Raw genomic sequence first — 19,988 nt, 5'->3', positions numbered from 1 at the left:
GACCCGGTCCGGAGCCGACATCGGCAGCTCGACATCGCGCGCAGCCGACGTGGGTGACGGCTCACGGCCTCGGCGGCCGTCTCGTTCGCTATCCGGCTGAGCCGTACCGCGTCGTCGGGTGCCAGCGACTGGGTGCCGGGCGGTGTCAGCGCGAGCACGAACGGGAGACTGTCGTCGCTGCCCTGAACAGCGGCGGTCAGCGCGGGCGTGATCCAGTGCTCTTCGATCGCGATCAAGTTGCCTATCACCACCCATCCTCCCTCTGCCCGGTACTGGTGCGTCGGCCTCCTCACCCGGCCGAGAAGGCATGACGTCGATGAACGTGATGACGAAGGCCTCCCGGTTGTGGAGTGGAGCTGTCCAGCAACCGCTCCGGCAACCGGGAGGCCTTCTCTCAGCTCGTGGGGCCGGACGCCGCCCCGCCGAGGGTCACCTTGAGGACTCTCTCGTTGCTGTTGTTCGGGGTGCTGTCCTTGTCCCCGCCGGTGCTCGTGGTCAGCCACAGATTGCCGTCGAGGGTCGGTTCGACGGTGCGCAGCCGGAAGTACGTCCCGACGAAGTACTGCTGGACGTTGGTGAGCGTGTCGCCGCTGATCTCCGCACGGTACATCCGGTTGCCACGCAGGCAGGCGATGTAGAGCACGTCCCGGACGATCGCGATGCCGCTGCACGAGGCCTCGGCCACCGGGTACGTCCGGATCGGGGCCCTGAAGCTCGGGTTGGCGCAGTCGCCGGAGGTGCCTTCGCAGGCGGGCCAGCCGTAGTTGCCGCCCTTGACGATGATGTTGGTCTCGTCCATGACGTTGTTGCCGAACTCCTGCTCGAAGAGCCGGCCCTGGGAGTCGAAGGCGAGGCCCTGCGGGTTGCGGTGGCCGTAGCTCCACACGTGGTTGCCGAAGGGGTTGTCCGCCGGCACCGTGCCGTCGGGGTTGAGCCGCAGCACCTTGCCGCCGAGATTGTTGGTGTCCTGGGCCACGTCGGGGTTCTGTCCGTCGCCGGTGGCGGCGTAGAGCTTGCCGTCGGGGCCGAAGCGCAGCCGGCCGCCGTTGTGGTACTTGTTGCGCGGGATCCCGGTGACGAGCACCTGCCTGGTGCCGGTCTGCAGCGTGCCGTCGTAGCGGATGCGCACGATCCGGTTGTCGGTCGTGGTGGTGTGGTAGATGTACAGCCAGCGGTCGGTGGTGAAGGTGGCCGAGACGGCCAGCCCGAGCACGCCGCCCTCGCCGCTGGTGCCGGCCACGTTCGGCACGGTGCCGATGCTGCGCTTGTCGGTGCCGTCCGGGTTCATGGCGACGATGTCGAACAGGTCGCGCCGGCCGTAGAGGACAGTGCCGTCGGGCAGTTGCACAAGGCCCCAGGGCAGGTCCTTCTCGGTGGTGACCACCGTGGCGCCGCACACCGGGTTCGTGCAGCCCGAGCCGGTGTGCGCGGTGACCGCGGCGCTCGTCCCCGAGACATTGCCCTGGGCGTCGCGGGCGGTCACCGTGTACCGGTAGTCGGTGTCGGGCGTCAGCCCGGTGTCGGTGAACGTGGTCGCCGGTGGGTTGCCGCCGGTGCCGGTGGTGGAGCCGACGGCCGTACCGTTGCGCAGGATCGTGTAGCCGGTGACCGCGACGTTGTCGGTGGAGGCCGACCAGGTGAGGGTCACGGCCGTGCCGTTCACCGTCGCGGCCAGGTTGGTCGGCGTGCTGGGCGGAGTCGTGTCCTGCTGGCAGAACGGCGGGGTGACCGAGAGCGTGGAGCTGGCCTGCGAGACGTTGCCGGCGGCGTCGCGGGCGTTGACGTACCAGCCCCAGGTGACACCCTGCACGACGCTGAGCGTGGCGGTCAGCGTCCGTCCCGAGACCGAGGTGACGAGCTGGCCGTCGTGGTAGATGTCGTAGAAGGCGACGCCGACGTTGTCCCGGGACGCGTACCAGGAAAGCGTGACGGACTGGCAGGTCAGCCGGCTGCTGCGCAGGCCGGTCGGCCGGGTGGGCGGGCTGGTGTCGGCGGCGAGCCGGGCCGCCGGCCGGCTGCCGGCCGCCGGCGCGGCCGCCGCGGCGTTTGCGGGTACGCCGGCCAGGACGGTGCCGGCGCAGATCAGCAGGGCGAGCGGTACGCGGTGTCGGAGCTGGTGAGGATGGGTCCGCACGGGTGCTTTCCTTCCCGGGGTTCTTGGTCAGTACGGGTAGCCGGGGACGTTGAGCCGGATGCTGTACAGGCCGGAGTCGTTCGTCCGGCCGGAGGTGATGTAGAGGGTCTGCCGGTCGGGTCCGCCGAACGCCACGTTCGTGGTGCCGGCGCCGCCGGAGCGGATCGTGCCGAGCTGCGCGCCTGAGGGCGAGTAGACGTGGATCAGCCCGTCCGAGCCGGAGGCCCAGTACACGTTGCCGGCGCAGTCGACGGTGACGCCGTCGGGACCGCCGAGGTAGTTGACGAAGACGCTGCGGGCGCCGGTGCTGCCGTCGGGCTGGACGACGTACTTGTAGATCTTGTTCTCGGAGTAGGCACCCACGTAGAGGGTGCCGCCGTCCGGGGAGAGCGCGATGCCGTTGGGTTGCCGCAGCCGGTCGTCCACCAGCGAGACCTGGCCGCCGGAGACGCGGAAGACACTGGTACGTCCGCTCATCTGGTCGGGTCGGTTGCCGCGCTGGAAGTTGGGGTCGGTGAAGTAGACGACGCCGTCGGAGCGGACCGTGACGTCGTTCGGTGAGTTGAACGCCCGGCCCTGGTAGTCGGCGGCGACGGTGCTGCGGGTCCGGTCGCTCAGCCGGTACGCGGAGACGTTCCGCTGGTCGTGGGTGGCGGCGATGATCTGCTGGGCGTCGGGGCTGAGTGCCAGGCCGTTGCTGCCGGAGTCGGCGATGAAGGTGTCGAAGGTTGAAGGCGGGGTGAATCGGCGGATCGTGGAGGGCTGCACGTTGTACGGCCCGGTGCCCGCGGCCATGTCGGACATCAGCAGGTAGCCGCCCTCGGCGATCCAGACCGGTCCTTCGAGGAACGAGAACCCGCCCTGGATCTTCGTCGCGAACACGGAGCCGGCCGGCAGCGGCGGGCCGTACCCGGTGCCGCCCGGGCAGACCCCGGGGGGCGCGCCGGGCGGCCCGGCGAGCGGGTAGGTGTGAACGTTCACATGAGCGGCGCGCCGAGGTGCCGGGGGCGCGGCGCCGGCGGGGCCTGGTGCGGTGGTGAGCGCGAGGCACAGGCCGGTGAGTGCGGCGATGGTTGGACGCCAGGTCATCGGGTACTCCAATCGGGGTCGGTGAATGCGAGGCCCGTGGCTGCCTGGACCGGCCCCGGCCGCCGACACCTGCTATCGATTAGTATCGATGTATTCGGATGCAGCTTAGGCGAGGAAGCGGCGCCCCGCATCAGTTCCCCACGATCGCCTTCGGCGCATGCCCCGAAAGGTGCCCGATGACGTGACCGGGTTGAGCGCGGACACCCCGTACACCTTCTGCCGATGTTCGACATGACCCGCGCGTCTACTCACGATTCCGTCCCGGTGTCGTACTGCTCCCGCCGCCGGGCTCCTACCCGAGCTTGCTGTCCGCGCGGGCGGCGGCGAGAGCGGCTGCCATCCGGGTCAGGCGTGCGCCCTGGAAGCAGGCCGTCTCGAGGACAGCTCTGGCGTACTCGGGATCCCGGCTGGCGCGGCTCTCCACCTGGCTGACGCCGTACGGGTTTCCGCCGGCGACGTGAGCGGTGTCGTAGTTCAGGTAGCCCGTAGGCAGGATGATCGACCCCCAGTGGTGGAAGGTCTGGTAGAGGCTGAGCAGAGTCGCCTCCTGGCCGCCGTGCTCCTCGTAGCTGGCGGTGAAACCGGTCGCCGGCTTGTCGGCCAGTTCCTCCGCCTGCCATGGTCCGGTCGTGGTGTCGAGAAACTGGCGCAGCTGAGAGCAGATGTTCCCGAAACGGGTCGGCGTGCCAAAGGCGTACCCGTTGGCCCACCGGAGGTCGTCCAGGGTGGCGACCGGAATGTCGCCAGTGGCGTCGAGGTGGGCTCGCCACTGCGGCTTGGCATCAATGACGTGCTCCGGCGCCAACTCTGCCACCCGGCGCAGGCGGACCTCCGCGCCGGCGTCCGCGGCTCCGTCGACAAATGCCTGCGCGAGCCGGTGCACGGTGCCGGTGGCGGAGTAGTAGATGACGGCGATCCTGGCATCGGTATGCATGCTGCCTCCTGGGTCGGCTCGGTACTCGGTCAACCGTGCCGAGCAGGCTTACCGTTCGCTGACCACCCCCTTACCGACGCCGCTGAACGGCTGTTCGTCGAGGTCGAGCTGTGCGCCGCGGCTCATCTCGGCAGCGAGTTCGTCGCTGCCGAGCGCCTCCCGGAGGCGGGCGGTGATGCGCTGGACGTCGTGTTGCTCGCTGGGAGGCAGCGGCGCGCCGGCGGCCTCGCGCAGCGTCCGTGCCGCGGCGAGCAGCCGCGCGGCGGGCCGACTGTCACCGCCGAGGCTGATGGCCCCGGCCAGGCCCTCGAGAGCCAGGGCGACCGCCCGTTGATCACCGGTGGCGCGCGCCGCGTCGAGCGACTCACGGTGGTGGCGCTCGGCGAGGACAGCATCACCGCGGTGCTCCGCGATGAACCCCAACTCGGCCAGCGCGAGCGCGCAGCCCGGCAGGAAGCCGGCACGGCGGTTCCAGTCGAGCAGGTCCCGCTGCCGGGTCTCGGCGGCGTCGAGGTCGCCCCGCCGTCGCGCGATCATTGCCAGGCCCGTGCCGGCGAAGGCGACGGCGGAGGAGCTCGACTGTTCCTGGGCCACCTGTAGCGCGCGGTCGTGACTGACGACGGCCTCGTCGAGGTCGCCTCTCAAAATGGCGAGCCGGCCGATGCATGCCAGCTGCCGGGACACCGACGTCCACAGCCGCAGGTGTTCGGCGATGCGCAACGCCTCCCGGTAGCGCGTGGCGGCGCGATCGTAGTCGCCGTGGATCTCGGCCAGGGTTCCCAACAGGCTCGTCGGATGTACTTGGCCCCAGCGGTCGCCCAGTTGCTCGAACAGCGCCCGGCTGGTCTCGCAGTCACGCTGCGCCGCGGGCAGGTCGCTGCGGAGTACGAGCGCGAGGTCCGCTCGGATGGCGCAGGCGGCAGCGATGCCCCACCGGTCCCCGCCGGCGCGGAACGCCGCCAGCGCCGCGTCGACCAGGACGGCCGCCGCGCCCGGATCTCCGGAGCCGAGCATCATGGAAGCGAACAACCACTGCGCGAACGCCTTCTCCGGCCCCTCGTGGTCCTGGTAGCTCTCCAGGATCCGCTGCCGGGGAGCGGTCGGATCGCCGTCCCGGGTGGCGAGAGCGGTCAGCCACATCTCCGCATGCCGCCGCAGGCCGTCCGGTGCGACGTCGACCTCGCTCCTCGGGACGATGTCCAGCGCCGTTCGCAGTGACCGGCTCACCTCTCCGAACCGACCCCGGAGCAGCCGGTACCAGGACAACGAGGTGGCGAGCGCCAGGCCCACGCGGGCCTGACCGTCAGTGGCGGCGACGTCGAGCGCCGCCCGGAGGTTCGCGTTCTCGGCGTCCAGCTCGCGTAGCGCGCGGCTCTGATCGTGACCACGTAGCCGCCCGGCGGCCTGCTCGGCGAGACGGGCGAAACACGTGACGTAACGGCGACGAGTTGCGGGCAGCTCGGCGGCGCTGTCGAGCTGTTCCAGACCGTAGGCAGCCACCGTCTCCGGCAGCCGAAAGCGTCGCGGACTCTCACCGTGCCGCACCATGACCAGCGACCGGTCGATCAGGCGTGCCAGCACATCGAGGACCTCGTCCGCTGCCACCTGGCCGCCAGCGCACACCTGCTCGGCGGCGGCCAGGGTGGCGCCGTCGGCGAAGACCGCGAGCCGGCGCAGCACCGCGCGTTCGGGAGGCGCCAGCAACTCCCAACTCCAGTCGATCACGGCGCGAAGTCCCTGCTGACGCGGGGGCGCGGTGCGCCGGCCGGATGACAGCAGCCGGAAGCGATCGTCGAGCCGTGCCGCCAGCTCGTCCGGGTCGAGAACGGCCAGACGGGACGCGGCCAGTTCCAGCGCCAGCGGTACGCCGTCGAGCCGCCGGCAGATGACGGCGACCGCGTCCGTGTTCCGCTGATCGACGGTGAACCCCGGCTCCGTGGCGCGGGCGCGGGCTACGAAGAGCCGAACCGCCGGAGCCTCGGCGACCTGCCGCGCGCCGGCTCCGGGCTCCGGCAGGGCCAGCGGCGGCACCGGAATGACGACTTCGCCGGGGATCCCGAGCGGTTCGCGGCTCGTCGCCAGGATGCGCAGGTCGGCCGCGGCGCCGAGAAGTTCCTCGGTCAGTTGAGCGACTGACGCCACCACGTGTTCGCAGTTGTCGAGCAGCAACAGCATCCGCCGACCTCGCAGCGCGGCGACCAGCCGGTCCATCGGCTCGCGGGGTGGTCGATCACCGGGCAGGCCGGGCGGACTGTCGTCTCGGATCTCGAGCGTCGCCGCCACCATGTCGACGATCTCGGTGCGGGTCGCGTGGTCGCCGCTGTACGGCCGGCCGGCCAGCTCGACGAGCCACACTCCAGCGGGGAACGTGTCACCCAGCACCCGAGCGGCCTCGATCGCCAACCTGCTCTTTCCCACCCCACCCAGACCGGTCAGGGTCACCAGCCGCTCGTTCGTCAGCCGCTCCCGTACCGCCTCGACAGCCGCGTCGCGCCCGATCAGTCCGCCGTACGGACCCGGCGACAGAGGCGCCGGCAGGTTGGTTCGGGCCGGAGCCGACGCCGGTGCCGGCGGCTGGAGGGCGGGATCCTGGCGCAGGATCGCCCCGTGCAGCTCGACCAACTCTCTGCCGGGATCGACACCGAGTTCGTCGCGCGCCTGCCGACGGAACTGCTCGTAGGCGAACAGCGCCTCATGCTGCCGTCCCGAGCCGTACAGGGCGCGCAGGTGCGCGGCCCGTAGTCGCTCACGCCACGGGTGGCCTGCGACCAGGTCGGTCAGTTCCCCGGCGAGCAGGTGGTGCTGCCCAAGATCGAGCCGGGCCTCGGCCAGTTCCTCCAGCGCGGTCAGGCGCTGGTCGTTGAGCCGATCGACCGCCTGGCGGACGAATCGCTCGTCACTGAAGTCGGCGTACGGGGAACCGCGCCACAGCGACAGAGCCTCCGTCAGCGTCGCCGCCCGCACAGCGGGCTCCCGCTGCGCGCCCGAACGTAGCAACAGAGCGGCGAAGCGACCGGCGTCGACCGATTCCGACGACGTCCGCAGCCGGTAGCCGGCCTCACCGGACTCGACCAGCGCACGGCCACCCGCCTCGCCCGCCTCCAGGGCACGCCGCAACTGCGACACCTTGGTCTGGAGCGCCCCGAGCGCGTTGCCCGGCGCCTCGTCACCCCAGAGATCCTCGATCAGCCGGTCGGCGGTCACCGGGCGCCCCTCGTGAACCAGCAGGTCAGCCAGCAGACCACGCACTTTGAGGCCGGGCACGGCGACAGGTGTGCCGTCCGACGTCCACACCGCAACGTCGCCCAGCACTCCGAACCTCATCGCTTCACACTAGCCAGCCGGCTGTCCCGCCCCGCGAAGGTCCGCCGGCCGTCGGTCTGCTGGGCGGGAAGCGACGCGGGGTCACCGACGCGTACGTCAGCCGGCCATCAGCCGACGGTAAGGAGTCCCGGGAAGGCTGAACCGAGCCGACACCGGAGGAACGACATGGATCAGCTACAGCGGCGCCGAGCCGCTCACCGCGACAGGCAACTCGCACCGGGGCGGGTGGCCACACCCTGGCTCGCCCTGCTGGCCGGTCCGCTGTCGTTCGGGATTGCCGCACCGGCACTGCTGCTCGACGACCTGGCGCGCGCGACGGGTGGTGGGGAACAGGCCGCGGCCGCCGGTGTGACCGCCTTCGGCTGGGGGATCGCGTTGGGGACGCCGCTGTTGGCGGCGCTGCTCGCCCGTCGCGGCGTACGAGCGGCCCTGACCGTCGCGTCCGCGCTGGTGGCAGCGGGGACGCTCATCCTCGTGCTGATCCCGAGCGTGTCGGCGATGGTGGCCGGTGCGGCGGTGCAGGGACTGGGGTCTGCCGGCCTCACCGTGACCGCGATGAAACTGGCCGACTCGGCCCGGCAGATGGGCGTGGTCGCCGCGTCGCTGGCGGTCGTCGGGGCCACCGGTCCGCTGACCGGCGCACTGATCGCCGACCTCTCCTCGTGGCAGGCGGCGCTGGCGTTGCCGCTGCTGGCGGTGCTCGCCGTGCCCGCGACTCGCCGCGGCACCACCGCACCGGACGCGGCGCCGGCGCCGTTCGACTTCTTCGGGATGACCATCCTGGCCATGCTGGTCACCGCAGCCGTCCTCATTCCGCACCGGCCGCTGGTGGCCGGCCCGGCCACCGTCGTGCTGCTGCCTCTGCTGGTGGCCTGGACCAAGGTCCGCCCGGACGGCTTCCTGCCTGCTGCGGTGGCACGGAACGGCCGGTTCCTCGCGGCGTGCGCGCTGGCCTTCGCGCTGGGAGCGGGGAACTTCGCCCTGCTCTACGCCGCGCCGGACCTGCTGCGACAGCACGCGGGATGGGCAGGCACCCAGAGCGGGCTCGTGCTGCTGGCGCCGTACCTGATCGGCGGCATCTGCTCCGGGTTCCTGGTCGCGGCATCCGTGCGAGTGCCACGCCGCGTCGCGGTCGCCGTGTTGCTCCTCACCGGCGCCGCCGCGCTGCTGCTGGCGACGGTCACCACCGCTGTACCGCTGCTGCTTGCGGCGATGACGCTCGGCTCCTTGGCCGCCGCGACCGGCCAAGGCGTACTCGCCCTGCACGCGGCCGGCGTCGTATCCGGCTCCCACCGGGCCGAAGCACTGGGTCTGTTCAACCTCGCCTACCTGCTCAGCGTCGCGATCGGACCAGCCATCGCCGTGGCGCTCTCCCATCCGACCGCCTGATCACCCCACGTCACGTCGCGGTCGGCACTATCGTGACATTCAGGTCCGGCGGGCCGCGCCGTACGATCCGGTCCTCCACGGAGGGAAGTCCACGTGCCTTCAGACGTACATCCGGCCCGGGATGTGTTGATGCCCGCGGCGTTCCTGGGCCACGGCAACCCGATGAACGCCCTCGAGGTCAACCGGTACACCTCCGCGTGGAGAGCCTTCGGCGCCGCGGTGCCGCGTCCCCGCGCGATCCTGGTGGTCAGCGCCCATTGGTACATCAACGCCACGGCCGTCACCGCGATGCCCCGGCCGAGGACCATCCACGACTTCTACGGGTTTCCGCAGGAGCTGTTCGAGGTGCAGTACCCGGCGCCGGGGCTGCCCGAGTTGGCTGAGGAGGTCAGTGACGTCGTCCATCCGACCTGGGTCGGGGCGGACGTCGACAGCTGGGGCATCGACCATGGCACCTGGTCGGTGCTGATGCACGCCTTTCCGGACGCGACGATTCCCGTCGTCCAGCTCAGCATCAACGCCGACAAGCCGATGGAGTACCACCTTCAACTCGGCGCCCGGCTCGCTCCACTGCGTCGGCGTGGCGTGCTGATCGTGGCGAGCGGCAACGTCGTGCACAACCTGCGCGGCATGGACTGGGCGCTGACCGACGACGGCTTCGACTGGGCGCGACGCTTCGACGAGGACGCCAAGGCCCGGATGTTGACCGATCCGGGCGAGTACGCKACCCTCGACGCCCACGGGGACTTCCGCCGTGCGGTACCGACACCGGATCACTTCATCCCGGCGTTGTATCTCGCCGGTCTGGCCGCCGCCATGGACACCCCCGACACCGAGGTCCTCGTCGACGGCTACGCCTACGGCTCGTTGTCCATGACGGCCTACACCCTGGGCATGTCCTGTCCACCGGCTGCCGGCCGGGGCGGATCCCCGCAGCCACCGCCCGGGCTGCCGCCGGACGGCTCCAACATCTGAGCACCGGCTGTGTTCGATGGTTCCCCATGTTTGTGCCCGGGTGACCTGGGGCGCGGTCGCCCGGGCACCGCGGGCTACACCGTCGGCCTGGCTTCGTGCAGGATCCGGGCCAGCTCGGCCGGTCGGCTGAGCATCGGCCAGTGCCATGTCGGCAGTTCCTCGTACCGCCACGAATCGCCGGCCATGTGCCGGCACAGCGGCACGGTGGCGGCCATCTCGCGTGCCTGCTCGGCGGTGAAGCTCGACAGCACGCCGAGGCGGGGCAGCTTCTCCCACGCGCCGGTGAGCCGCACCGGGGTGGTGGCAGTCGCCCACGGCTGGGCCACCGACCGCTCATCGAGCAACGCGACGACCGATTCATCCACGTCTGCTGCGCTCGCCGCCAGCCCGGCCCACGGCGGGGGTGGCAGCCGCCAGCCGTCGCCGTGTTCGGCCACCATCGCCGCGTTGCGGTCACGCTCCGGGGGCGGGCTGAAGTCCTCGTTCGCCGCCCCGTCGGGCAGCGGGCCGGTGTCGACGAAGACCAGTTGGGCGATGCGGTCGGTCATGCGGTCGGCAACGGCGGTCGTCACGACCGCGCCGGCGTAGCTGTGCCCGACGAGCACCACGTCGTGCAGGTCCTCGTAGCGCAGCAGGTTGACCACGTCGGTGACGTGGACGTCGAGGTCGGTGTCCGGGCGGGCCAGGTGGGCGCGCTCGCCCAGGCCGGTCAGGCTCAGCGGGTACACCTCGTGGCCGTGCCCGCGCAGGGCGGCGGTGACCGGGCGCCAGGCCCATGCGCCGAGCCAGAACCCGGGAACCAGTACGAAGGTCGTCATGCCTGACACGCTACGATCAATACCGGACAGGTTCCGCCCGGATTGGAAGTGGGGATTCGTGACCCGGCCGACCGCGCGCGTACTGGCGTTGCTGGAGATCCTCCAGGCCGGCGGCGGCTTCACCGTCGCCGAACTGGCCGGTCGGCTGGGCGTCGACGAGCGCACGGTCCGCCGCTACGCCGCGCACCTCGCCGACCTGGGCATCCCGGTCGAGGCCCGGCGCGGCCGCTACGGCGGATACCGGCTCGCGCCCGGATACAAGCTGCCGCCACTCATGCTCACCGACGAGGAGGCGGTCGCCGTCATGCTCGGGCTCGTCGCCGCCCGCCGGGCCGGGCTGGTCACCGCCGAAGGCGCGGCCGCCGAGAGCGCGACCGCGAAGATCCGCCGGGTGCTGCCAGCGGTTCTCGCCCGGCGGATCGATTCGCTGCTGGAGACCGTGGACTTCACCGCACGGGTCCGGAAGTCCGCCCCGCCCGGCATCGAGGTGCTGCTGGTGCTCGCGGAAGCGGCCCGGCATCAGCAACCGGTGGACATCACCTACACCACCTGGCGTGGCGAGGCCGGCGAGCGCCGACTCGACCCGTACGGGCTGGTCTTCCACGCCGGCCGGTGGTACGTCACCGGCCACGACCACAACCGCCGGGCCGTACGGACGTTCCGGCTCGACCGCATCGCGACCGCCCGCCCCACCCCGGGCAGGTTCGACATCCCGGCCGGCTTCGATCCCACCACACAGGTACTCACCGGGCTGGCAGCAGTGCCGTACGCGCACGACATCTCCGTGGTGCTGCACACCAGCCCGGAGCAGGCGCAGCGACGGATCCCGCCCTCGGTCGGCACGCTCACCGAGGTTCCCGGCGGAGTGCGCCTCACCGCCCGAGCGGAACGGCTCGACGGCGCGGCACAGATGCTCGCCGGGCTCGGCTGGTCGTTCACGATCGAGCGCCCGGACGAACTCAAGGACGAGATACGCGCCCTGGCCGCCCGGCTGCTCACCGACACCGACGCCTGATCGGGCACTCACCCCGCGTACCGGCCGGATCGCTTCGGGCGCGCTGTCCCTGGCGGCGAGGCAATCGGCGGGGAATGATCGGGGTACACCGCGGGCTGCCCGCAGCAGTCCACGGCGCAGCAGAAGGGCGGGTCGACGCCGATGACCCCGACGCAGCTACGGGCCTACGTCGCTGTCGTCCGGCTGGGATCCGTCAAGCAGGCCGCCGCGCAACTGGAGGTCTCCGAGTCGGCGGTCTCGCTGCTCATCGGCCAGCTCCGGCGGGAGTTCGGAGACCAGTTGTTCACCCGGACGGCGGCGGGGCTGGCCTTCACCCCCGGCGGGCTGCGGCTCGCCAGCCGCGCGGCCGAGATGCTGGGCCTGCAGGACCGTACGGTCCTGGAGGTCAGTTCGGCGGCACACGGCCGCCGGATGCTGCGGGTCGCCGCCTCCAGCGAGTTCGCCGAGTTCGCCGCGCCGAGACTGATCGAGCTGTTCGCCAGACGCGCCGCCGACCTCGACATCGAGCTGAGCGTCTGCGACCCCGGCTCCTTCGAGTCGCTGCTGCTGACCCGGGCCGCGGACGTCGCGATGGGGCCGCTGCCGCCGGTGGCTGATCCGGCGATCTCCGGCCGGCCGATGATGAACTACCGGCTGGTGACTGTCCTCGGCCCGGATCATCCGCTGGCCGGTGTGCCGGCCTCGCCGGGGCAGCTGCGTGACCAGACCTGGCTGCTCGGCCCTTCGGCCACCGACACCGTGGGCGCTGTCCCGGCGATGCTGCGCCGGCTCGGCGTACCCGAGGAGCGGCAGCAGATCTTCCAGAGCCACGCGGCGGCGCTGGGTGAGGCGCAGCGCGGCCGGGGGATCGCGCCCGCGCTGTCGTTCACCGTCGCGCCGGATCTCCGCAGCGGCCAGCTCGTGGCGTTGTCCGGGCCGCACGCCAAGGCCGAGGCGGTGTGGCACTCGCTGGTGCTCGTCACACCCGGCACACCGTCCGTGGCAGCGGAACTGTGCCGCTTCGCGTCGACGCCCCGGGCGATTCAGGCGATGATGCGCGGCGTGGGCGTCGCGGTGAACCGCTTCCGGCCCTCGGTGCACGTGACGCTCTGGAGCTGACCGGCGGCGTCCAGCAGGTCCCGGAACGTCGCGGCCGGCAGCAGCCGGTCACAGTAGGGCAGGGCCGCGGCCATGCCCGCCACCAGGGGAGCGAAGCCGGGGGCGCCGGCCCGTGGGTTCAGCCAGACGATCCGGTGGGCGCGGCGGCTCAGCCGTGCCATCACGGCGGCGAGTTCGTCCGAGGGGTCGCTGTCCCAGCCGTCCGAGCCGATCAGCACCACCGCCCCGCGAACCGCGTCGCCGTGCGGGGACGCGAGCAGTGCCCGCAGGTTCGTCGCGATGCGCGTACCCCCGAACCGGTCGGTCACGGCGGCGCCGGCGTGCGCGATCGCCGCGGACGCCGACGTGTGCCGCAGCACGACGGTGAGCCGGGTGAGCGTCGTGGCGAAGGCGAACACCTCCGCGTCGGTGGTCACCGCGAAGGCCCGCAGCAGGTGCAGGTACGCGTGGGCCTGGGCCCGCATCGACTCGCTGAGGTCGCACAGCAGCACCACCCGGCGCGGTCGGCGTACCTGTCGCTCGCGGACGACCTCGACGGGCTCCCACGCGGTGCGACGGGCCCGGGCGATAGTCGGACGCAGCGCGACCCGCCGCCCGGCCGGACCGACGGCGTGCCGCCTGGTGCGCCGGGACGGCCAGCGGGCGACGGCCTCGCGCAAGGCGTCGCCGAGCAGCGCGAGCTGGGCGGCGTCGAGGTCCTCGAACGGCCGGTCGGCGAGCCCGGCGAGGGCGCTGGGCCGTCGCTCGGGCAGCCGCACCCCGGCGTCGGAGGGCTCCGCCTCGGCGACGGGCGCCGGCAACGTCGCCCACGGCAGCCCACCACCGTCGCCGGTGGCGTCGGTGTCGGCGGGCACCGGCAGGTGCACGTCGTCCCGGGTCCCCGGCGGGGCCGCGGACCGGGTGAGCGGCAGCGGCGGCGCGTCGGCGAAGACAGCGGCGAAGACGCGGTCGAAGGCGGCGAGGTCGGCGTGCCGCCGCACGAAGCTGATCCGGGCGGCCCAGTAGAGCGCGGTCGTCTCACCGGGCGTCCACACGCCGAGCGCCCGGACGAAATCACCGGCCTCGGTGAGCCCGGCGGGTACGCCGGCCCGCCGCAACCGGTCGGCGAACGCCGTCGCGAACGCCGCGCGGTCGACGCCGCGCAGCACACCGCCGCTCACCGGCGGGCGACCCACCAGGCGATCATCCCACCGACGACGACGATCCCGACGAGCACCGGCACGAGGCGCTTGACGACGGCCCCACCGGCGATGTCGAGCAGGTCCAGCGTCTCCGGTTCGGCGTCGGCGTCGGCATCCGGTCGACCGGTGGGCGCCGAGACGGCCACGGGGGTGCCGGCCACGATGGTCCCGGACGGGGTGGCGTCCGCGTCGGCCGCGAGGGTACGGGGCAGGGCCGTGGAGGCGTCGGGCCCGGTCGCGGCGGACGTGGCGCGGTCGGGCGTGGCGGCGACGGCCGGCGCGGGCTCGGACGCGTCAGGCGCGGTGGCCGCGTGCGGGTCGCCGGTCTCCTCTGCCGCCAGCCTCGCTTCGAGGTTGGCGACGAACTGGGCGAGCAGCTTGCCGGACACCTCCTTGATCATGCCGCTGCCGAACTGGGCCAGCCGCCCCGAGATCTTCAGATCGGTGTCCACGTTGACGACTGTGCGCTGACCGTCCGGCCGCAGCTCGGCGGTGACCAGGGCGGACGCGTTCGCCGCCGACCGCCGGTCGCGGCCCTTCGCCTCGATCACCCCCCGGTACCGCTCCTCGTCCTTCTCGACGAAACGTGCGGTGCCGGCGAACTCGGAGACGACCGGGCCGACCTTGACCTTCACCGTGCCCTGGTGGACGTCGCCGTCGACGCCGGTCAACTGGGCGCCCGGCAGGCACGGCGCGACGCCCTCCAGGTCGGTGAGGATCGCCCACGCCTGCGCGATCGGAATGTCGACGGTGAACTCGTTGGTGATCTTCATGCCGGCCTCTCCTGGTGTGCGCCGAGCGCGGCGGCGACGGCGGCGCGGTCGTCGGGGGTCTTGGCGATGGTGCCGATGGTCCGGACGACGTCGTCGGCGGAGAGGTCGGCGGCGCCGAGCACTGACAGCGCGGCGACCCAGTCGATGGCCTCGGCCATGCCGGGCGCCTTGTCCAGGCCGAGGGCACGTACGTCGCCGACGAAGGCGGTCGCCGTGCGGATCAGCCCTTCGGTGGCGCCCGGCACGGCCCGCCGGACGATCTCGGTGGCCCGGTCCATCTGCGGAAAGTCGATCCAGTGGTACAGGCAGCGGCGGCGCAGCGCGTCGTGCAGGTCGCGGCTGCGGTTGGAGGTGAGCACCACGATCGGCGGCGTGGTCGCGGTGAACGTGCCCAGCTCGGGGATGGTGATCCCGGACTCGCCGAGGAACTCGAACAGCAGCGCCTCGAACTCGTCGTCGGCCCGGTCGATCTCGTCGATCAGCAGCACCGGCGGGACCGGCCCCGGGTGGCGTACCGCCCGCAGGATCGGCCGTTCCTGCAGGAACTCCGCGGCGAACAGGTCGGCGTCGGTGAGCGAGGCGTGCCGGGCCTCGGCCAGCCGGATGGCGAGCAACTGCCGCTGGTAGTTCCATTCGTACAGCGCCTCGCCGGGCGTCAGGCCCTCGTAGCACTGCAGCCGGATCAGTGTCGTGTCCAGCGCCCGCGCCAGCGCCTTGGCCGCCGCGGTCTTGCCGACGCCGGGCTCACCCTCGAGCAGCAGCGGCTTGCCCAGCTCCAGCGCGAGGAAGACGGCCATCGCCATGCCGTCGTCGGCCAGGTAGTCGACGGCGTCGAGCCGGCGCCGCACGGCCAGGGGGTCCTTCACCGCGCCTCGCCCGAGAGCAACCGCCGGTAGTCCGCGCGGGTGTCCACGTCGATCGGCACCGGCCCGTCCACAGGTATCTCCGTGACCGGGTGCCGGCCGGAGTGCAGCAGCTTCCACACCGCCTTGTCGCCGTGCAGGACACGCAGCTCCGGCAGGACGTCACGGGCGAACCAGAACGGGTGCCCCAGGCCGTCGGCGTACCGGCACACCGCGAGCGGGGTGGTCGCCGCCGCGACCCGGCGTACGTCGGCGGCCCGTACGCCTGGTTGGTCGCCGAGCAGGAGCACGAGCCCGTCGGCGCGCGGGTCCACCGCCTGCGCCGCGGCGCGGACCGACGATCCGCAACCAGTGCTGAACTCGGCGTTCTCGACGACCCGGACCCCGGTCAGGTCCACCCGTTCGCGGACCAGGTCGGCGGCGCCACCGAGGGTCACCAGCAACTGGTCGAAGGCGCACGAACGGGCCAGGTCGAGGGTGGCGTCGAGCAGCGTCCGCCCGCGGTACGGCAGCAGCTGCTTGGCCTCGCCGAGGCGTACCGAGGCCCCGGCGGCCAGAACCAGGCCGGTCACGAACACGGCTACGCCGCCACGTGCCGGTCGAGGCAGCCGGGGCAGCAGAACCAGTGGTCGGTGCCGTCGATCCGCACGTGCGGGGTGTCCGGTCCGATCAGGACCGTCATCCCGCACACCGGGTCGACTGCTTGCTGGGGGAGCGCCGCGGGTGGTGCGGGGGAGGAAGCGAGGCCGTCCACCCGCAGCGCCCGCACCACCTCGGCCATGATCGACAGTGCGATCTCCTGTGGTGAGCGCGCCCCGATCTCCAGCCCGGCCGGGGTCCGGACCCGGGCGCGCTCCGCGTCGGACAGCGCCAGTTCGTCGAGCACCGCCGCCCCGCGCCTTCGGCTGGCGACCAGCGCGATGTGCCCCACGCCGGCGTCCAGGGCGGCGCGGATGGCGTCCTGCTCGCCCTTGCCGAGGCCGGCCACCACGACCGCTGTCGCGCCGGCGTAGTCGCCGGACGTGGCCACCTCGAAGTCGAGGAAGGCCGCCAGGGTGGCCACCGCCGCGCTGATCGGCGTGTCGCCCACCAGACCCAGCACGGGTACCGGTAGCACCGGGCGCAGGAAGATCTCCAGCGCCCCGCCCGAGTGGCACGGGTTGACCACGACCCGTGCCCCCGGCGTGTCGGGAAATGCGGGCGTGCCGTCCGGCAGGACCCGCAGCAGCAGCGCCTTGCCGTCGCGGAGGGTGTCCAGGGCGGCCGCCCGCACCGAGTTCTCGGCGCACACCCCGCCGACGAAACCCTCGATGGTGCCGTCGGGCAGGATCACCGCGTCGTCGCCGGGCCGGGCCGACGTCGGGTCCTGCGCCCGGACCACCGTGGCGTGCACGAACGGCGCGCGCGAGACGGTCAGATCCTGCGTACGGCGGGCGATAGTCGTCATGGCCACCTCCCCTAGATCGGCGGGCGGGCGTTGCCGCGCATCGCGTCCCAGACGCGCGACGGCGTCAACGGCATGTCGGCATGCCGTACGCCGAAGGGTTCGAGCGCGTCGACGATCGCGTTGACGATCGCGGGCGGGGAGCCGACGGTGGCGGACTCGCCCACACCCTTCGCGCCGATCGGGTGGTGCGGGGACGGGGTGACGGTGAAGCCGGTCTCCCAGTCGGGCACCTCCAGCGCGGTGGGCAGCAGGTAGTCCATCAGCGACGCGCCGAGGCAGTTGCCGTCCTCGTCGAACGCGATCATCTCCATCAGGGCCATGCCGACCCCGTCGGCCAGCCCGCCGTGCACCTGCCCCTCGATGATCATGGGGTTGATCCGGGTGCCGCAGTCGTCGACGGCGATGAACCGCCGCACCTTGACCTGCGCGGTGCCGGGGTCGATGTCCACCACGCAGATGTACGCCCCGTGCGGATACGTCAGGTTCGACGGGTTGTAGCAGATCTGCGCCTCCAACCCGCCCTCGACGCCCTCGGGCAGGTCACCGGCGCCGTGGGCCCGCATCGCGATGTCCTGGATCGTCACGCTCTTACCCGGATCGCCCTTGACCCGGAAGGAACCCTTGTCCCACTCCAGGTCGGCGACCGAGACCTCCAGCATGCCGGAGGCGATGATCCGGGCCTTGTCGCGGACCTTGCGGGCGACCAGGGCCGCCGCGGCGCCGGAGACCGGGGTGGATCGGCTGCCGTACGTGCCGAGGCCGAACGGCGTGTTGTCGGTGTCGCCGTGCAGCACGTCGATGTCGTCCGGCGGAATGCCGATCTCCTCCGCGACGATCTGCGCGAACGTCGTCTCGTGCCCCTGACCCTGGGACTGCACGCTGAGCCGGACCACCGCCTTGCCGGTCGGGTGCACGCGCAACTCGCAACCGTCGGCCATGCCCAGGCCGAGGATGTCCATGTTCTTGCGCGGCCCGGCGCCGACGGCCTCGGTGAAGAACGCGACCCCGATGCCCATCAGCTCGCCCCGGGCCCGCTTCTCCTGCTGCTCGCGCCGCAGGTCGGCGTAGCCGGCCATCTCCATCGCCAGCCGCATCGTCGGCTCGTAGTCGCCGGAGTCGTACACCCAGCCCGTCTTCGTCGTGTACGGGAACTGCTCCGGCCGGATGAAGTTCTTCAGCCGCAGCTCGGCCGGGTCCATGCCCAGCTCGTCGGCGAGGCAGTCGACGATCCGCTCGACGAGGTAGACGGCCTCGGTGATGCGGAACGAACAGGCGTACGCCACGCCGCCGGGCGCCTTGTTCGTGAAGACCGCCGTCATCTTGCAGTACGCGGCCTCGATGTCGTAGCTGCCGGTGAAGACGCCGAAGAAACCGGCCGGGTACTTCACCGGCGCGGCGGTGCCGTTGAAGGCGCCGTGGTCGGCGAGGACGTTGGTGCGGATGGCCAGGATCCGGCCGTCACGGGTCGCCGCGATCTCACCACGCATGATGTAGTCGCGGGCGAAGCCGGTGCTGATCAGGTTCTCGAAGCGGTCCTCCATCCACTTCACCGGCTTCCCGGTGACGATCGAGGCGACGATCGCGCAGACGTACCCCGGATAGATCGGCACCTTGTTGCCGAAGCCACCGCCGATGTCCGGCGAGATCACCTGGATCTTGTGCTCGGGGATGCCCGCCACCAGGGCGTAGAGGGTGCGGTGCGCGTGCGGCGCCTGCGTGGTGGACCAGAGACGCAGCTTGCCCTCGACGGCGTCGAAGTCGGCGACCGCGCCGCACGTCTCCATCGGCGCCGGGTGCACCCGCGGATAGACCAGGTCCTGGCTGACCACGACGTCCGCCCGGGCGAACACCGCCGCGGTGGCCGCCTCGTCGCCGGTCTCCCAGTCGAAGCAGTGGTTGTCGGTCTTGCCCTCCAGGTCGTCGCGGATCACCGGGGCGTCCGGCTCCAGCGCGCGGCGGGCGTCGACGACCGGGTCGAGGACGTCGTACTCGACGTCGATCAGCTCCAGCGCGTCCCGCGCCGCGTACGGGTCCTCGGCGACGACGAACGCCACCTCCTGACCCTGGAAGCGCACCTTGTCGGTGGCGAGCACGGCCTGTACGTCGTTGGAGAGCGTCGGCATCCAGGCCAGACCCTGCTCGGCCAGCATCGCCCCGGTCACTACCGCCTTGACGCCGGGGGATGCCTCGGCGGCGCTCGTGTCGATGCTCAGGATCCGCGCGTGGGCCACCGGCGAGCGGAGGATGGCCAGGTGCAGCAGCCCGGGCAGCCGGACGTCGTCGACGAACCGGCCCCGGCCGCGCACGAAGCGCGGATCCTCCTTCCGCAGCATCCGGCCGTAGCCCACCGGCTTCTGGTCGTTGTCGTGGAAGGTGTCCACGCGCTCGTGCACAGTCGTCATACGACGCTCCCGGCGGGCCGGCCGGCGTTGTCGATCTCGCCGGCTTCGGGTGATTCGGTGGTCTCGGTGACCGCGGCGGCCGCGTTCGCCTCGTGCACGGCGGCCCAGCGCACCGAGCGCACGATGGTGGCGTAGCCGGTGCAGCGGCAGATCTGGCCGGAGATCGCTTCGCGGATCTCCGCCTCGGTCGGGTCCGGGTTGCGGTTGAGCAGCGCCCGAGCGGTCATCATCATGCCGGGCGTGCAGAAGCCGCACTGCAGGCCGTGGCACTGCATGAAGCCCTGCTGGACCGGGTCGAGCTCCGCGCCCTTGGCCAGGCCCTCGACGGTACGCACCTGGTGGCCGCCGGCCATCGCGGCCAGCACGGTGCACGACTTCACCGGTTCGCCGTCGAGCCAGACGACGCAGGTGCCGCAGTTGCTGGTGTCGCAGCCCGAGTGCGTGCCGGTCAGGCCCAGCACGTCGCGCAGGAAGTGCACAAGCAGCAGCCGGCCCTCGATCTCCCGGGTGACCTCGACGTCGTTGACGGTCATGGTGACCTGCATG

16 protein-coding genes are annotated in these 19,988 nt (G+C 72.0%); 4 read left to right on the top strand and 12 right to left on the bottom strand.

The window, feature by feature from the left end; translation table 11 throughout:
- Positions 1-394 precede the first annotated feature (394 nt).
- The 4 genes from A8711_RS08680 to A8711_RS08665 all read right to left on the bottom strand — a co-directional run bounded on the left by A8711_RS08680 (position 395) and on the right by A8711_RS08665 (position 7,481).
- Positions 395-2,134: a PQQ-dependent sugar dehydrogenase gene (locus A8711_RS08680; protein WP_124778789.1), complete on the bottom strand. Its 1,740-nt coding sequence runs from the start codon at positions 2,132-2,134 to the stop codon at positions 395-397.
- Positions 2,135-2,161: 27 nt separating this feature from the next.
- Positions 2,162-3,223: an SMP-30/gluconolactonase/LRE family protein gene (locus A8711_RS08675; protein ID WP_064447313.1), complete on the bottom strand. Its 1,062-nt coding sequence runs from the start codon at positions 3,221-3,223 to the stop codon at positions 2,162-2,164.
- Between the two features lie 292 nt (positions 3,224-3,515).
- Positions 3,516-4,157 carry an NAD(P)H:quinone oxidoreductase gene (wrbA, locus tag A8711_RS08670; RefSeq protein ID WP_064447314.1) on the bottom strand — a complete coding sequence of 214 codons (642 nt, stop codon included), beginning with the start codon at positions 4,155-4,157 and terminating at the stop codon, positions 3,516-3,518.
- A 48-nt stretch (positions 4,158-4,205) separates the two neighbouring features.
- A complete protein-coding gene (locus A8711_RS08665) occupies positions 4,206-7,481 on the bottom strand; it encodes a BTAD domain-containing putative transcriptional regulator (RefSeq protein WP_233607698.1) in 3,276 nt (1,091 codons plus the stop codon).
- Between the two features lie 165 nt (positions 7,482-7,646).
- Between A8711_RS08665 and A8711_RS08660 the strand changes: the two genes are divergently transcribed.
- On the top strand, positions 7,647-8,870 hold the full coding sequence (locus A8711_RS08660) for an MFS transporter (protein ID WP_069087914.1): 1,224 nt from the start codon (positions 7,647-7,649) through the stop codon (positions 8,868-8,870).
- A 129-nt stretch (positions 8,871-8,999) separates the two neighbouring features.
- Entirely contained in the window at positions 9,000-9,845 is an 846-nt protein-coding gene (gene ygiD / locus A8711_RS08655) for a 4,5-DOPA dioxygenase extradiol (protein WP_069087913.1), read from the top strand.
- A gap of 74 nt (positions 9,846-9,919) precedes the next feature.
- On the opposite strand, the gene A8711_RS08650 is transcribed toward ygiD, so the two are convergent.
- The gene (locus A8711_RS08650; RefSeq protein ID WP_064447317.1) at positions 9,920-10,663 is read right to left on the bottom strand and encodes an alpha/beta fold hydrolase; all 744 of its coding nucleotides are present in this window, start codon (positions 10,661-10,663) and stop codon (positions 9,920-9,922) included.
- A gap of 58 nt (positions 10,664-10,721) precedes the next feature.
- Between A8711_RS08650 and A8711_RS08645 the strand changes: the two genes are divergently transcribed.
- Together A8711_RS08645 and A8711_RS08640 are read left to right on the top strand one after the other, a co-directional pair.
- Positions 10,722-11,678, top strand: coding sequence for a YafY family protein (locus tag A8711_RS08645; protein WP_069087912.1), 957 nt, complete (start codon positions 10,722-10,724; stop codon positions 11,676-11,678).
- A 141-nt stretch (positions 11,679-11,819) separates the two neighbouring features.
- Positions 11,820-12,776, top strand: a complete 957-nt coding sequence (locus tag A8711_RS08640; RefSeq protein WP_064447319.1) for a LysR family transcriptional regulator — start codon at positions 11,820-11,822, stop codon at positions 12,774-12,776.
- Here A8711_RS08640 and A8711_RS08635 read toward each other — a convergent pair.
- From A8711_RS08635 to A8711_RS08605, 7 genes are read right to left on the bottom strand one after another with little or no spacing between them, the layout of a single operon-like run.
- Positions 12,701-13,951 (bottom strand): VWA domain-containing protein, encoded by a 1,251-nt coding sequence (locus A8711_RS08635; protein WP_231915552.1) that lies wholly within the window; start codon positions 13,949-13,951, stop codon positions 12,701-12,703. The genes A8711_RS08640 and A8711_RS08635 overlap by 76 nt on opposite strands.
- Entirely contained in the window at positions 13,933-14,730 is a 798-nt protein-coding gene (locus A8711_RS08630) for an SRPBCC family protein (protein ID WP_064447320.1), read from the bottom strand. The genes A8711_RS08635 and A8711_RS08630 overlap by 19 nt, the downstream gene beginning before the upstream one ends.
- Positions 14,727-15,596 (bottom strand): MoxR family ATPase, encoded by an 870-nt coding sequence (locus A8711_RS08625; protein WP_069087911.1) that lies wholly within the window; start codon positions 15,594-15,596, stop codon positions 14,727-14,729. Before A8711_RS08625 ends, A8711_RS08630 begins: the two co-directional genes overlap by 4 nt.
- Positions 15,593-16,165 carry an NTP transferase domain-containing protein gene (locus A8711_RS08620; RefSeq protein ID WP_233607697.1) on the bottom strand — a complete coding sequence of 191 codons (573 nt, stop codon included), beginning with the start codon at positions 16,163-16,165 and terminating at the stop codon, positions 15,593-15,595. Before A8711_RS08620 ends, A8711_RS08625 begins: the two co-directional genes overlap by 4 nt.
- An 8-nt stretch (positions 16,166-16,173) precedes the next feature.
- Complete coding sequence (locus tag A8711_RS08615) at positions 16,174-17,040, bottom strand: XdhC family protein (protein ID WP_069087909.1); 867 nt, start codon at positions 17,038-17,040, stop codon at positions 16,174-16,176.
- 11 nt (positions 17,041-17,051) lie between these two features.
- The gene (locus A8711_RS08610; RefSeq protein WP_064447324.1) at positions 17,052-19,442 is read right to left on the bottom strand and encodes an aerobic carbon-monoxide dehydrogenase large subunit; all 2,391 of its coding nucleotides are present in this window, start codon (positions 19,440-19,442) and stop codon (positions 17,052-17,054) included.
- Positions 19,439-19,987, bottom strand: coding sequence for a (2Fe-2S)-binding protein (locus A8711_RS08605; protein ID WP_043325358.1), 549 nt, complete (start codon positions 19,985-19,987; stop codon positions 19,439-19,441). Before A8711_RS08605 ends, A8711_RS08610 begins: the two co-directional genes overlap by 4 nt.
- Position 19,988: the final 1 nt, after the last annotated feature.

Source organism: Micromonospora sp. II (assembly GCF_001709195.1).
Lineage (GTDB): Bacteria > Actinomycetota > Actinomycetes > Mycobacteriales > Micromonosporaceae > Micromonospora > Micromonospora chalcea.
The sequence above is the reverse complement of the archived record's forward strand: the minus strand, read 5'-3'. Positions and strand labels throughout refer to the sequence as shown.

What these genes read in the sequence shown, in the direction of transcription:
- A8711_RS08610 (WP_064447324.1), bottom strand. Translation starts at nt 19,442, where the DNA reads ATGACGACTGTGCACGAGCGCGTGGACACCTTCCACGACAACGACCAG.
- A8711_RS08675 (WP_064447313.1), bottom strand. Translation starts at nt 3,223, where the DNA reads ATGACCTGGCGTCCAACCATCGCCGCACTCACCGGCCTGTGCCTCGCG.
- wrbA (WP_064447314.1), bottom strand. Translation starts at nt 4,157, where the DNA reads ATGCATACCGATGCCAGGATCGCCGTCATCTACTACTCCGCCACCGGC.
- A8711_RS08665 (WP_233607698.1), bottom strand. Translation starts at nt 7,481, where the DNA reads ATGAGGTTCGGAGTGCTGGGCGACGTTGCGGTGTGGACGTCGGACGGC.
- A8711_RS08660 (WP_069087914.1), top strand. Translation starts at nt 7,647, where the DNA reads ATGGATCAGCTACAGCGGCGCCGAGCCGCTCACCGCGACAGGCAACTC.
- A8711_RS08605 (WP_043325358.1), bottom strand. Translation starts at nt 19,987, where the DNA reads ATGCAGGTCACCATGACCGTCAACGACGTCGAGGTCACCCGGGAGATC.
- A8711_RS08630 (WP_064447320.1), bottom strand. Translation starts at nt 14,730, where the DNA reads ATGAAGATCACCAACGAGTTCACCGTCGACATTCCGATCGCGCAGGCG.
- A8711_RS08650 (WP_064447317.1), bottom strand. Translation starts at nt 10,663, where the DNA reads ATGACGACCTTCGTACTGGTTCCCGGGTTCTGGCTCGGCGCATGGGCC.
- A8711_RS08615 (WP_069087909.1), bottom strand. Translation starts at nt 17,040, where the DNA reads ATGACGACTATCGCCCGCCGTACGCAGGATCTGACCGTCTCGCGCGCG.
- A8711_RS08640 (WP_064447319.1), top strand. Translation starts at nt 11,820, where the DNA reads ATGACCCCGACGCAGCTACGGGCCTACGTCGCTGTCGTCCGGCTGGGA.